Source organism: Methylobacterium sp. J-072 (assembly GCF_022829425.1).
GTDB lineage: Bacteria > Pseudomonadota > Alphaproteobacteria > Rhizobiales > Beijerinckiaceae > Methylobacterium.
This window is the reverse complement of record NZ_JAKSYK010000180.1, coordinates 61,655-74,693: the sequence shown is the minus strand read 5'-3', so window position 1 is coordinate 74,693 and position 13,039 is coordinate 61,655. Positions and strand designations below refer to the sequence as shown.

Below are 13,039 nucleotides of genomic sequence, written 5' to 3'. Positions count from 1 at the left end.
TGTCGCCCGCCCCGCCCCGATCGGAGCTCGCCCATGGATCCGAAGTCCTCGGACCCGAAACCCTCGGTCCCGCCCGGCGGAACAGCCGCCCCCGATCCGTTCCTGGACGCGGGCGGGTTCGACCACGCCTCGGGCCTGCGTAGCGTCGCCGAGCGCCACGGGGTCAGCCTCGATGCGGTGCGCCACCTCGTCCAGGCGCTGGAGCGCGGGCACGGCACGATGGCGCAGTTCGACCATCCCGATCTCGGCGGGATGGGCCAGTGGTTTTCCGGCGGCATGGTGATGGTCGGCCGGATGTTCGACGACGGCCTGAAGGCGCGGGTCGATGCCCTGTGCACCGAACTCGCCGCAGCCCTGCCGGCGGGCGGGTTCTCGGAGACCGGCCCCGCATCGCGGCGGGGCGGCGGCGAGTGGTGGCCCGCCGGCCTCGGGTCTCCCGCGAGCACCGGCTCGCAGAACGGGATGCGCTACGCCTATTTCCCCGACACGCGGCGGCTCGCCATCGACTCGGGCTCCGGCATCGCCCTCTACGATACCGGCGAGCACCACATCTCCGGGGTGTCGCAGGCGAACGGCAGCCTCGACTTCACCGGCCCGCGGGGCGTCGTGGCCCTCGACCGCCTGCGCCGGATCGAGGCGGAGACGGCCGCTCCCCGGCAGGTCGATCCGGCCGAACCGCCGGCCTCTCCCCCGCAGCCGGTCGCCCTCCCGTCGGAGGCGTCACCGTCCGGCGACGTGCTGGCGACGATCGAGCGGCTGGCGGAGTTGCACGCCCGGGGCGTGCTCACCGATCGGGAGTTTTCGGACAAGAAGGCGGAGCTTCTGGCGCGGTTGTAAGTCTTCAGGCCGCAAGCCTATCGGCCATCGAGCCTCCCATCCAACCCCCTCATCCTGAGGTGCCGAAGCGAAGCGGAGGCCTCGAAGGAGCCCTCCAGAAGTCGCTGCGATCCCTGGAGGGCTCCTTCGAGGCTGCTGCGCAGCACCTCAGGATGAGGGGGTGGATGGGACGATCCTCGCTCGCGATCAGTGGGGCATCGACCGCTCAGGCGATGCCGGCGCGCAGCAGGTCGTGGACGTGGACGATGCCCACCGGCCGGCCGTCCGTGACCGCGAAGACCGCGGTGATCAGCCGGCGGTTCATCAGCTCCAGGGCGGCCTGGGCGAGCTTGTGCGGCTCCACGGTGATCGGCTCGCGGGTCATGATCGCCGAGACCGGGGTGTCGAGGATCTCGGGGCCCATATGGCGGCGCAGGTCGCCGTCCGTGACGATGCCGACCAGACGGCCGGCGGCATCGGTGACGCCGACGCAGCCGTAGCGGCGCGCCGCGATCTCGATCAGCACCTCGGACATCAGCGCGGTGTCGGAGACCAGCGGCATGTCCTGGGGGCCGTGCATCACCTGCTGCACGGTCTTGAGCCGGGCCGCGAGCGTCCCGCCCGGATGGAGGGTGTGGAACCGCGCCGAGGTGAAGCCGCGCCGCTCCAGCAGCGCCACCGCCAGGGCGTCACCCAGCGCCAGCTGGATCAGGCTGGAGGAGGTCGGGGCGAGGTCGTGCGGGCAGGCCTCGCGCACCCGGGGCAGCTCCAGCAGCACGTCGGCGGCCTTGCCGAGCGTGCTGGCGCCGTTGCGGGTGATGGCGACCAGGGGAATCGAGAAGCGGCGGCTGAACCCGACGAGGTCGGACAGCTCCGCGGTCTCGCCCGACCAGGACAGGGCGATGATCACGTCGTCGCGGGCGATCATGCCGAGGTCGCCGTGGCTCGCCTCGGTGGGGTGGACGAAGAAGGCGTGGGTGCCCGTGGAGGCCAGGGTCGCGGCGATCTTGCGGCCGATATGGCCGCTCTTGCCGATGCCGCTGACGATCACCCGGCCCTTGCTCTGCAGGATGGTCTGCACCGCCTCCTCGAAGGCCACGCCGAGCCGGCCCTGGAACGCCGCGCTGGTCTCCTGCAGGGCGGCGATGCCCAGTTGCAGGCTGCGGATCCCGACATCGCGGGTGCTGGCGAGGTTCGCGGCCGCGGAATCGTAGAGATCGTCGCGCAGGGCGCTGGAGGCGGGAGCGTTCATCGGTTCCGTTCTGGACCCGTCGGGCGGATCCGGCGCCCAATGGGCGATGCGAAGCGAGCGGCGCGACGCTAGGGAGCCGTCATGGTTGAAATGTGACGCCGGGACGACATGCCGCCCCTCTCTGTCCGCCGGGCGGTTGAAGGCCCGCTCCGGCGGGTCCATGCTCCTAACACGCCAGCCAAAAAAGGGCCCGAGCCCCATGACCATCCGCTTCCCCGAGCCCGACCCCAACATCCTCGCCCGGCGGGGGGAGATCCTGGCGGGCCTCGCGCCGTTGGTCGCCCCGGAGGCGCTGGTGACCAGCGAGGACGAGCGCCGGGCCTTCGAGACCGACGGGCTGACCGCCTACCGGCAGATGCCGCTCGCCGTGGTCCTGCCCTCGACCACCCGGGAGGTCGCGGCCGTGATGGCCTATTGCCACGCGCAAGGTGTACGGGTGGTGCCCCGGGGCGCCGGCACCTCGCTCGCCGGCGGAGCGATCGCTCAAGGCGATGCGATCATCCTGGGCGTCGGCAAGATGACCCAGGTCCTCGACCTCGATTTCGAGAACCGCACCGCCCGGGTCCAGAGCGGGCTCACCAACCTGGCGATCTCGGGCGCCGTGGCCCATGAGGGCTTCTTCTACGCCCCGGACCCGTCGAGCCAGCTCGCCTGCACCATCGCGGGCAACATCGCGATGAATTCCGGCGGCGCGCATTGCCTCAAATACGGGGTCACCACCAACAACCTGCTGGGCGTCACCCTGGTGCTCAACGACGGCACCGTGGTGGAGGTCGGCGGCCAGCACCTCGACAGCCCCGGCTACGACCTCCTGGGCCTCATCTGCGGGTCGGAAGGGCAGCTCGGGATCGTCACCGAGGCGACGGTGCGGATCCTGCGGGCGGCCGAAGGCGCGCGGCCGGTGCTGGTCGGCTTCTCGAAGGTCGAGGATGCGGGCGATTGCGTCGCCGCGATCATCGCGGCCGGCATCATCCCGGTGGCGATCGAGTACATGGACCGCGAGGCGATCCTGATCACCGAGGATTTCGCGAAAGCCGGCTACCCGCGCGACGCCGAGGCGATGCTGATCATCGAGGTCGAGGGCTCGGATGCCGAGTGCGACGCGATGCTGGCCCGCATCGAGGCGATCGCCCAAGATTTTCGGCCGACCAGCCTGCGGGTCTCCCGCTCGGAGGCGGAATCGGCCGCGATCTGGAAGGGCCGCAAGTCGGCCTTCGGGGCCACGGGCCGGATCTCCGACTACATCTGCATGGACGGCACCATTCCGACCGGCCAGCTCGGGCCGGTGCTGGAGCGGATCGGGGCGATCTGCGCCGGCCACGGCCTGCGGGTGGCCAACGTGTTCCATGCCGGGGACGGCAACCTGCACCCGCTGATCCTGTTCGACATCAACAAGCCGGGCGAGCTGCAGAAGGCCGAGGCGGCCGGCGACGAGATCCTCAAGCTCTGCGTCGAGGTCGGCGGCTGCCTCACCGGCGAGCACGGCGTCGGCATCGAGAAGCGCGAGCTGATGCGCTTCCAGTACACCCAGGCCGACCTGGAGCAGCAGATGCGGGTGAAGGCGGTGTTCGACCCCGACTGGATGCTCAACCCCGCCAAGGTTTTCCCCCTGGAAGGACGACTCGAAGCGAAGGCGGCCTAAGTCCCGGGATTCCAAAGGGCTCAGCCCTTTGGCGGGTTATCAGGGCGGAGCCCTGACGAAGCTCCGGCTCTCGGTCAGGCCGCCACGCCGTCGCGGGCCTGACCGGCCTCGGGCTTGCGCAGGCTGTCGGCGGTCCGGGCCAGGATCGCGGCGAGGTCGGCCACCGGGGCGGGCCGGCCGAACAGGGTGCCCTGCAGCTCGTGGCAGCCTTCCTCGCGCAGGATCCGGGCCTGCTCGGGGGTCTCGACGCCCTCGGCGAGGACGTCGATCTTCAGGGCGCGCCCGAGCCAGATCATGGCCCGCAGGATCTCGACGCTGCCGCCGTCGCGGGCGAGGCTGCGCACGAAGCCCGGGTCGATCTTGAGCCGGTCGAACGGGAACCGGTGCAGGGTGCCGAGGCTCGAATACCCGGTCCCGAACGCGTCCATGGCGATCCGCACGCCTGCGGCGCGGAGCGCCCGCAGGAGCGACAGGTTCGCGGCATTGTCCCGCAGCAGGACCGATTCGGTGATCTCGAGTTCCAGGCGCTCCGGGCTCAGGCCGCTCTCGGCGAGCGCGGTCCGCACATCCGCCTCGAGCCCGTCGGCGGCAAAGGACTGGGGCGACAGGTTGACCGAGACCCGGACCGGGTCCGGCCAGGATGCGGCCGCCCGGCAGGCGGCGGCGAGGATCCAGGCGCCCAGCGGCTTGGTCAGCCCGACCTCCTCGGCCAGCGGGATGAACTCCGCCGGGCCGACCTCGCCGTGCTCCGGGTGGTGCCAGCGGGGCAGGGCCTCGAAGCCGTGCAGGGCCTGGCTGTGCGCCCCGACGATCGGCTGGAAATGCAGGGCGAACTCGCCCTCGGCCAGGGCCCGGCGCAGGTCGGTTCCGAGCTGGCGGCGCCGCTGGATCTCGACATCCATGGCCGGGTCGAAGAAGCGCCAGGTGCCACGCCCGGCGGCCTTGGCCTGGTACAAGGCGATGTCGGCCTGCCGCAGGAGCGTGGCGGCGGTGCCGGACGCGTCGTCGGCACTCGCGATGCCGATGCTGGTGCCGATCGCGAGGCTGTGGCCGTTCACGGTCACCGGCGCTTCGAGCGCCGCGACCAGGCAGCGGGCCAGGCGCGCCGCGTCCGTCGGCAGGGCGGCCGCGCCGAGGACGATGGCGAACTCGTCGCCGCCGAGCCGGGCCACGAGGTCGTCGCCCGCCACCGTGGCGGCGAACCGGGCCGCCACCGCGCAGAGCAGCGCGTCGCCGACCGGATGCCCGTAGGTGTCGTTGACGGTCTTGAACCCGTCGAGGTCGAGGCACAGCACGGTCGCCGGCGCGCGCGCATCGCAGCGGGCGAGCGCCGCATCCATGCGCTCCTTCAGGACCAGGCGGTTCGGCAGGCCGGTGAGCGCGTCGTGCCGGGCCATGTGGGCGACCCGGGCCTCGCTCCGGCGGCGCTCGGTGACGTCCTCGTGGGTGCAGAGCCAGCCGCCGCCGGGGATCGGGGCGTGGACCACATCGACCGCCCGCCCGTCGGCGAAGTCGCAGGTCAGCGAGACCGGATGGCCCTGCGCGGCGGTGCGCTCGCAGGCCGCCACCAGGGCCGCCGCGGCCGCCGCGCCGAGACCGCGCTCCCGCGCACCCAGATGGTCGAGGAGGGCGGCCAGCGCGGTCCCGGGCCGCCGCAGGGCATCGGGGACCGCGTACATCCGCGCGTAGCGCGCGTTCATGACGATGAGGGTGCCGTCCCGGTCGAACAGGCACAGGCCCTGGACCATGTTGTCGAGGGCGATGCCGAACCGGGCATCCTGCAGGCGCAAGGCCCGCTCGCCGCGCTCGCGGGCCTCGGCCGCGGCCCGGGCGGCCTCGGACTGAGCGAGCCGTTCCTGCGCGCGGGCCTGCCGCCGGCCGAGCAGGACCAGCCCGAGCAGGCCGAGATCCAGCAGGATCGCCGCCGCGCCCACGATGGCCGCCTGCTGGCGCGCCGCCGCCAGGCAAGCCTCCGCGGTGCGGCTGATGCTGAGGACCAGCGGGTAGTTTTCGAGGGCGCGGGCGGCGATCAGCCGATCCTGGCCGTCGATCGGGCTGACGGTGCGCGTGGCGCCGCCCTGCGCGGTCCGCGCGGTGATCAGGGATGCGCCGGCCCGGGGGAAGATCCGGCCGATCGTCCCTTCGCGCTGCGGGTGCCGGACCAGCAGCATGCCGTCGTTGCGAAACAGCGAGACGACGGCGTCGTCCGCCGGTGCGGTCTGGTCGTACAGGCCCTGGAAATAGCCGAGCTCCACCGCGCCCAGGATCAGGCCGAGGAACGTGCCGTCCGGGGCCGCGACCTTCCGGGCGATGTAGATCGTCCAGGCGCCGTCGCCCCGGTTCGCCACCGGCCGGCCGACGTAGCGCTGCAGGTTCGGGTCGGTGGAGAGCGCCTTGAAGTAGTCCCGGTCGGCGATGTTGATGGTCGGGATCGGCCAGTAGCGGCTGAAATTGAGTAGCCGTCCGGTCCGGTCGATCAGCGTGATGGCGTTCGCCTGCGGCAGCGCCGCGATCCAGGTCTGCAGGGCCGCGTGCATGGCCGGCCGGGAGGCCGCTTCGGCATAGTGCTCGGGCGTGGCGATGCCCGCCGTGCGGAACTCGGCCAGCACGGCGTCCTGGACCAGCTCGATCGCCTGCAGGGCCCGGTCGGCCTGGTCGGACAGGATCGTGGCGAGGCCGCCGAGGCTGCGCTCGTTGTCCTCGACCGCCCGCGTTTCCAGGTGGACGATGAACAGGGCGGCCGAGCCCGTGATGACCAGCGCGAGCCCGAGCGCCGCCCAGGCGCGCAGGTCGAAGGCGCGCCGCCAGCTGCACCGGGTCGCCCATGCGACGAACGGGATATTAGACTTCGAACCCACCAGGACACGCTCTAATAACGCTCTATAATAGCGCTATAGTGGTCCCGTTAACGAGTTATTGTGTCGATCGCGAAGATTGGCGGGCGCTTCTACAATCGTGTCGGGTGTGTGCTTCGCGCCGATAAAAATGGCGATCCAGCAAGAGGGCTAAGGGATCGCTCCCACCTCCCTCCGCACCTGATGGCGCGGAGGGAGGTGCGGCAGAAGCCTCAGGCGGCTTCGACGGCCTTACGGCTGGAGCGGGTCTTGGCAGCCGGGGCGGACTCGGTCTTGCGGCGGCCGCGAGCCGGCACGGGTGTCGGCTCCGCATTGGTCTCGGCGTCCGACTCCTTGTCGGCCTGCTGGGACCGGCCGGGCTGGCCGAGGCCGAGGCTCTTGGCCAGGGCCGAACGCTGCGCCGAATAGTTCGCCGAGGTCGTCGGGTAATCGGCCGGCAGGCCGTAGCGCTCGCGGTAGGCCTGCGGGTCGAGGCCGTGCTTGGTCAAGTGACGCTTCAGCGTCTTGTACGACTTGCCATCGATGAAGCTGATCAGACCATCGGGCCGGATCGACTTGCGGATCTGGGCCGGGGTCGGCCGATCGACAGTGTCTTCAGCCGCAGTGGAAGGTCCGGAGGCGATCGCATTGAGCGCCTCGTGGATGCTCGCGATGAGCGACGGCAATTCGGTGGGGGGCAGGGAGTTGTTGGCGACATAGGCCGCGACGACGTCCACGGTCCGTTCGATATAGTGCACTTGGGATGCCGGCGCTTCTTCGGACATTCTCACTTTCCCTGGGTTTGACGCTCGTTGAGGTAGCCTCTGACTGCGAGTTAAGACAGCCACCGAAAAAAGCAAGGTGACCCATACAATTCCGTGTGATCGATTGAAAGTTCAGGTCTGCATCGACCGGCCACGGTTACAGGTTGAAGTTGCATTGGCCGGATTTTCACCACACTTGCGCAGCCCTTTATCCTGGCAGATGCGACGAATGCTGGCGCGAGCCCGAAACAGGGTTTTCGTTGGCGGGAGAGACCGTTACGGCCTAGATGAGCGATCGCCGCGGGCGGTCTTGGCGAGTCTTTCCCGGCCGTCGACCTGTCTTGCCGCGAAGACACAAAATATTTTTGCAGACACGCGGATCGGCTGTGGGTTCCGGCCCCGCACCGACGGCCGATTCGGTCTCAGGCGAAGGATTTGCGGGGGTCGAAGGCGTCGCGCACTGCTTCGCCGGCAAAGACCAGCAAGCTCAGCATCACGGCGATGACCAGGAATCCGGTGAGCCCGAGCCATGGGGCCGTGAGGTTGTCCTTGCCCTGAGCGAGCAGCTCCCCGAGCGAGGGCGAGCCCGGCGGCAGGCCGAAGCCCAGGAAGTCCAGGGAGGTCAGGGTGGTGATCGAACCGTTGAGGATGAACGGCAGGAAGGTCAGCGTCGCCACCATGGCGTTCGGCAGAAGATGAACCGTCATGATGCGCAGGTTCGAGAGGCCGAGGGCGCGCGCGGCCCGGACGTATTCGAAGTTGCGCGCCCGCAAAAACTCGGCGCGCACGACGCTGACCAAGGCCACCCACGAGAACAGCAGCATGATCCCGAGCAGCACGAAGAAGCCGGGCGCGATGAAGGCCGAGATGATGATGATCAGGTAGAGGGTCGGGATGCCGCCCCAGACCTCGATGAACCGCTGGAAGGCGAGATCGACCCAGCCGCCGAAATAGCCCTGCACCGCCCCGGCCACGACCCCGATCGCCGAGGAGACCGCGGCCAGGATCAGCCCGAACAGCACCGAGATCCGGAAGCCGTAGATCACCCGCGCCAGCACGTCCCGGGTGGTGTTGTCGGTGCCGAGCCAGTGCCAGGGGATGTCGGCGCAGGTCGCCCCGCCGAGTTTTTCGGCCACCGGCTTGCACTGGGCGTCCGAGAGCATCCAGGTCGGCGGCGACGGCGAGGGGGTGGGCAGGTCCTCGTTGATCGTGTCGTAGGAGAACCGGATCGGCGGCCAGAGCGCCCATCCGTGCTCGGCGATCTCCTTGCGGATCTCGGGGGAGCGGAAATCCGTCACCGCCAGGAAGCCGCCGAACTTCTCCTCCGGGTAGTCGACCAGCACCGGGACCAGCCACTCGCCCTTGTAGGAGAGGACGATCGGGCGGTCGTTGGCGATGAACTCGGCGAACAGGCTGAGAACGAACAGCGCGGCGAAGATCAGGAACGACCCGTAGCCGAGGCGGTTGCGGCGGAAATTGTCGAGCCGGCGCCGGGCGAGCGGCGACAGCCAGCCGCGGCCATCCGAGACCGGGGCCGGCGCCGGAACGGCCTCATCGGGCCGCAAGACGATCGGCTGGGCGCCCGGCATCGGCGCCGGGACGACCTCGCTCTCGCCGGGGCGCGCGATCTCGTTCATGGCCGCCGCCCCTGCAGAACTAGAAGATTCTTGCTATGACAGAGCAGGTTACCGGATCCAGGCGATACCGGATGACGCGCGGGTCCCCTCTCCCGCTCGGGAGAGGGGGCGCGTCGCGTCCGGCATACGGCTATGTGGGAATACCGAAGTTCGCGGTGCGCGAAAGCGACGTTCACAGGTGTGAAAGCAGCCTCGTCCGATCGCGACTCGCGAAAAAGAATCAGGCGTCGAGGCGGATCGCGGTGCCTTCGATCTCGTTCGGGCGGACGCCGCCGGTGCGCTCCATCCAGCGACGCAGCAGGCGGACGTTGCGGCGGTTGGCCTTGAAGGCGGCGTCGAACAGGTCGCCCGCCAGGGGCACCACGCCGAGCAGACCGTCGAAGGCGACGTTCAGCCCCATCCGGGCCACCAGCCAGCGCGGCGCGCCCAGGCGCTTGGCCTCGTAGACGATGAAGGACGAGATCACCATGCCGGCCACGTCGCCGATCACCGGCACGAGGCCGATCAGCGCGTCGAACCCGACCCGCCGGTTGATCCCCGGGATCACGAAGGCCGTGTCCATGAAATGGGCCAGGGTCTCCAGCCGGGCGAGGCTCGCCTCCCGGTCGAGATCCGTCGACAGGAACGGCGGCAGCCGCGTCGATGCGCTGCCGGCAAAGGTTTTGGCGCCGGCGAAGGGTCCGGCCCCGGGAGCCTGTCGGGAAGCCTGGGTGAATTCCATCGCGGGGATCCGTCGGAGAGCCATCACAGTCAACGACGTGGCCCCCCGGCCGGATCCCCGCAAGGCGGGGGCCTGCGACCATCATGCCGCACCCCCGGCGACGCCCCGCATCCGCTCCAGGGCCGCGTCCAGGGTGGCGTCGGCCTTGGCGAAGCACAGGCGCACGAGGCTGCGCACGGAGCCGTCCGGGTAGAACGCGCTCACCGGGATCGCGGCGACCCCGTGGCGGGCGACCAGTGCCTCACAGAAGGCCACGTCGTCGGCATAGCCGAGATCCGCGATGTCGATGTTGAGGAACCACGTGGCCTGCGCCGGCAGCACCCGGAAGCCGAGGTCGCGCAGGCCCGAGGCCAGCCGATCCCGGGAAGCCGCGTAGCCCGCCCGCATGGATTCGAACCAGAAATCCGGCTTGGCGAGGCCGTAGGCCACCGCGTCCTGGAGGTTGGGGGGCGTGGTGAAGGTCAGGAACTGGTGCGCCTTGGCGAGCACCCGCATCAGCCGGGCATCGGCCATCACGAAGCCGACCTTCCAGCCGGTGAGCGAGAAGATCTTTCCGGCCGAGCCGATCTTGACCGTCCGCTCGCGCATCCCGGGCAGCGCCATCAGCGGCTGGTGGCGGGCGCCGTCGAAGACCACGTGCTCCCAGACCTCGTCGCAGATCGCGGTGACGTCGAAGCGCGTGCAGTACCGGGCGAGCAACGCCAGGTCGTCCGGCGCGAACAGGGTCGCGCTCGGGTTGAGCGGGTTGTTCAGCACCAAAACCTTGGTGCGCGGGCCGAACGCCGCGGCGAGCGCCGCCTCGTCGAGCCGGAAGGCCGGCGGTTGCAGGGCGACGATCCGCGGCACGCCGCCGGCCCGCTGCACCAGCGGCAGGTAAGCGTCGTACATGGGTGCGAACAGCACGACCTCGTCGCCGGGCTCGATCAGGGCCAGCAGGGCGCCGGCCAGGGCCTCCGTAGCCCCGGAGGTCACCATCACCTCGGTCTCGGGGTCGAGGGCGAGGCCCTGGTGCCGGGCGTAATGGGCGGCCACCGCTTCGCGCAGGGCCGGCAGCCCCATCATCGGCGGGTACTGGTTCCAGCCATCGAGCAGCGCCCGGGCGCCGCGCTCGCGCACATCGGCCGGGCCGGGATCGTCGGGAAAGCCCTGCCCGAGATTGACCGCGTCGTGGGCGCGGGCGAGTCGCGACATGGTCTCGAACACCGTGGTCGGCAGGGTGGCGAAGACCGGGTTCATGCGAGGTCGGGCGCGGCGGACGATCGGAGCATGGCCGGGATGTAGCATGGGGTCGGCGGCGTGCGGAATGTGCGCGGCCGCACAGACCCGGCGATCCCGCGCCGGCCGCGCTTGTGACGAATGTTGACTTTCATCAGTCGTATCGTAGGTTCGTTTCACGGCCGGAGCGGCGCTCTCGCCGGCGGGGCTTTGCCCCCTCGCCCCGTCATCAGAGACGCCGCTTCGGTCTTCGTCATCAGGGCCATCGATCTCCGGATCGGTGGCCCTTTTCGTCATGTCGAGGCCCGATCGGTCTGGTAGCGTGTCCGGTGCCACCGGATGCGACCATGCGGACGACACGCTGCCTCCTCCTCGCCCTGCTGATCTCCGGAACCGGCCTCGCCCTCCGGCTGGCGCTGCCGGTCGCGCCCGTGGACGCGCCGTTCCGCGCGGTGCTGAAGGCCTATGCGACACCGGATCCGTCCGCCGCGGAGCCCAGCAACACGGCTGAAACCTCGTCGCCCTAGTGACGGCGCATTGGCCGGGCATCCAACGCCTGCCCGGCGATGGAATATGCCGCAGCGGCCCGACGCCGTCCGGCCCGTATAGCCGCTTAGGCCGAGAGGCGACCGTCCGAGCCGCGAAGCATCGGGCGGCCGGGACATGCGCCATGGGGGCGTGCACAGCGAGGGATAGGGTACCGCCGGTCGCGCAGGCGTCCGGCATGTGCTCTAGTCAGGCATGAACGAGAGTTCACCGATCCGCACCGACACGGCGCGCGCCTACCAGCCCGGCGAGGCGCCGGCGCGCGAGGTCCGCACGCGGCGCTTCCGGCCGATCCGCTGGCTGGTGATCCTGGCCTTGCTGGCGGGGGCCGGGGCGATCGGCCATCGCTGGTACGAGGCCCGCACCGACAAGGGCGCCGAGCCGACCGCGGCCCACAAGGGCGGCGGTCGCGGCGGCCGTCACGGCGGCGGGGACATGGCGCAGGCGGTGGGCATCGCCAGCGTGACGACCGGCGACATGCCGGTGGTGCTCCAGGGGCTCGGCACCGTGACGCCGCTCGCCACCGTGACGGTGAAGTCGCAGATCAGCGGCTACCTGATGGCGGTGAAGTTCCGCGAGGGCCAGGCGGTCAAGGCCGGCGACGAGCTCGCCCAGATCGATTCCCGGCCCTACGAGGCTTTGCTCGCCCAGTACCAGGGCCAGCTCGCCCGCGACCAGGCGCTGCTGCAGAACTCGAAGCTCGACTTCCAGCGCTATCAGACCCTGAACCGGCAGGATTCGATCTCCAAGCAGAATGTCGACACGCAAGCCGCCCTGGTGAAGCAGAACGAGGGCACGGTGGCGGCCGATCAGGCGCTGGTCGACCAGCAGAAGCTCAACATCGCCTACACCCACGTCACGTCGCCGGTGGACGGGCGGGTCGGCCTGCGTCAGGTCGACCAGGGCAACTACATCTCGGCCGCCTCCACGGCGATCGTGGTGGTGACCCAGCTTCACCCGATCTCGGTGATCTTCACCCTGCCGGAGGACGACGTCGCCCGGGTGATGCGCCAGGTCCGGGCCGGCGCCAAGCTCGCCGTGCGCGCCTACGACCGCGGCGACGCCCACCAGATCGCGGTCGGCACCCTCGACACGGTCGACAACCAGATCGACACGACCACCGGCACGGTGAAGCTGCGGGCTTTGTTCGACAACGCCGACGAGGAGCTGTTCCCGAACCAGTTCGTCAACGCCAAGCTCACCGTCGACACGGTGCGGGCGGCGACGCTGGTGCCGAATTCCGGCCTGCTCCAGGGCACGCCCGGCACCTACGTCTACCTGATGGACGGGGACAGCAAGGTCACGGTCCGGCCCATCAAGACCGGCGAGACCGACGGGACCAACACCGTCGTGGTCTCCGGCCTGAAGCCGGGCGACCGGATCGTCACCGACGGCACCGACCGGCTCAAGGACGGCGCCGAGGTGCGGATCACCGACGGCGCGCAGGCGGCGGGCGCGACCGGGGCGGTTACGGGGGCGGGCGACAAGCCGGGTGCGAAGCCGGCCGCCGGGCCGAACGGGACGGTCGAGACCGCCCCTCCGGCAGCACCGGAGGGCGGCCGCCGGCACGGGCGCCGGTCGGCGCAGTGAGCCCGGCCATGGTGCGCCTGCC

General features: G+C 70.4%; 10 protein-coding genes. 4 read left to right on the top strand and 6 right to left on the bottom strand.

Annotation, left to right across the window (positions count from 1 at the left end; genetic code table 11):
* Nucleotides 1–33 precede the first annotated feature (33 nt).
* The gene (locus tag MKK67_RS21725) at nucleotides 34–837 is read left to right on the top strand and encodes an SHOCT domain-containing protein (RefSeq protein WP_243969321.1); all 804 of its coding nucleotides are present in this window, start codon (nucleotides 34–36) and stop codon (nucleotides 835–837) included.
* 205 nt (nucleotides 838–1,042) lie between these two features.
* On the opposite strand, the gene MKK67_RS21720 is transcribed toward MKK67_RS21725, so the two are convergent.
* On the bottom strand, nucleotides 1,043–2,068 hold the full coding sequence (locus tag MKK67_RS21720) for an SIS domain-containing protein (RefSeq protein WP_243969319.1): 1,026 nt from the start codon (nucleotides 2,066–2,068) through the stop codon (nucleotides 1,043–1,045).
* 199 nt (nucleotides 2,069–2,267) lie between these two features.
* Between MKK67_RS21720 and MKK67_RS21715 the strand changes: the two genes are divergently transcribed.
* Nucleotides 2,268–3,710: an FAD-linked oxidase C-terminal domain-containing protein gene (locus MKK67_RS21715; RefSeq protein ID WP_243969317.1), complete on the top strand. Its 1,443-nt coding sequence runs from the start codon at nucleotides 2,268–2,270 to the stop codon at nucleotides 3,708–3,710.
* 74 nt (nucleotides 3,711–3,784) lie between these two features.
* Here the strand turns inward: MKK67_RS21715 and MKK67_RS21710 are convergent, their stop codons facing one another.
* The 5 genes from MKK67_RS21710 to MKK67_RS21690 all read right to left on the bottom strand — a co-directional run bounded on the left by MKK67_RS21710 (nucleotide 3,785) and on the right by MKK67_RS21690 (nucleotide 10,902).
* Nucleotides 3,785–6,568: an EAL domain-containing protein gene (locus MKK67_RS21710; protein ID WP_243969315.1), complete on the bottom strand. Its 2,784-nt coding sequence runs from the start codon at nucleotides 6,566–6,568 to the stop codon at nucleotides 3,785–3,787.
* 209 nt (nucleotides 6,569–6,777) lie between these two features.
* The gene (locus MKK67_RS21705) at nucleotides 6,778–7,329 is read right to left on the bottom strand and encodes a MucR family transcriptional regulator (protein ID WP_243969313.1); all 552 of its coding nucleotides are present in this window, start codon (nucleotides 7,327–7,329) and stop codon (nucleotides 6,778–6,780) included.
* Nucleotides 7,330–7,730: 401 nt separating this feature from the next.
* Nucleotides 7,731–8,945 (bottom strand): ABC transporter permease, encoded by a 1,215-nt coding sequence (locus MKK67_RS21700; RefSeq protein ID WP_243969311.1) that lies wholly within the window; start codon nucleotides 8,943–8,945, stop codon nucleotides 7,731–7,733.
* A gap of 220 nt (nucleotides 8,946–9,165) precedes the next feature.
* On the bottom strand, nucleotides 9,166–9,666 hold the full coding sequence (locus MKK67_RS21695; RefSeq protein ID WP_243969309.1) for a DUF4112 domain-containing protein: 501 nt from the start codon (nucleotides 9,664–9,666) through the stop codon (nucleotides 9,166–9,168).
* A gap of 81 nt (nucleotides 9,667–9,747) precedes the next feature.
* A complete protein-coding gene (locus MKK67_RS21690; protein WP_243969307.1) occupies nucleotides 9,748–10,902 on the bottom strand; it encodes an aminotransferase in 1,155 nt (384 codons plus the stop codon).
* A gap of 326 nt (nucleotides 10,903–11,228) precedes the next feature.
* Here MKK67_RS21690 and MKK67_RS21685 point away from each other — a divergent pair, with 326 nt between their 5' ends.
* Nucleotides 11,229–11,408: a hypothetical protein gene (locus tag MKK67_RS21685; protein ID WP_243969305.1), complete on the top strand. Its 180-nt coding sequence runs from the start codon at nucleotides 11,229–11,231 to the stop codon at nucleotides 11,406–11,408.
* Nucleotides 11,409–11,622: 214 nt separating this feature from the next.
* The gene (locus tag MKK67_RS21680; protein ID WP_243969302.1) at nucleotides 11,623–13,017 is read left to right on the top strand and encodes an MdtA/MuxA family multidrug efflux RND transporter periplasmic adaptor subunit; all 1,395 of its coding nucleotides are present in this window, start codon (nucleotides 11,623–11,625) and stop codon (nucleotides 13,015–13,017) included.
* Nucleotides 13,018–13,039 lie beyond the last annotated feature (22 nt).

Coding starts and splice junctions, on each gene's coding strand:
- MKK67_RS21680 (WP_243969302.1), top strand. CDS start 11,623: ATGAACGAGAGTTCACCGATCCGCACCGACACGGCGCGCGCCTACCAG.
- MKK67_RS21720 (WP_243969319.1), bottom strand. CDS start 2,068: ATGAACGCTCCCGCCTCCAGCGCCCTGCGCGACGATCTCTACGATTCC.
- MKK67_RS21705 (WP_243969313.1), bottom strand. CDS start 7,329: ATGTCCGAAGAAGCGCCGGCATCCCAAGTGCACTATATCGAACGGACC.
- MKK67_RS21685 (WP_243969305.1), top strand. CDS start 11,229: ATGCGGACGACACGCTGCCTCCTCCTCGCCCTGCTGATCTCCGGAACC.
- MKK67_RS21695 (WP_243969309.1), bottom strand. CDS start 9,666: ATGGAATTCACCCAGGCTTCCCGACAGGCTCCCGGGGCCGGACCCTTC.
- MKK67_RS21690 (WP_243969307.1), bottom strand. CDS start 10,902: ATGAACCCGGTCTTCGCCACCCTGCCGACCACGGTGTTCGAGACCATG.
- MKK67_RS21700 (WP_243969311.1), bottom strand. CDS start 8,945: ATGAACGAGATCGCGCGCCCCGGCGAGAGCGAGGTCGTCCCGGCGCCG.
- MKK67_RS21715 (WP_243969317.1), top strand. CDS start 2,268: ATGACCATCCGCTTCCCCGAGCCCGACCCCAACATCCTCGCCCGGCGG.
- MKK67_RS21725 (WP_243969321.1), top strand. CDS start 34: ATGGATCCGAAGTCCTCGGACCCGAAACCCTCGGTCCCGCCCGGCGGA.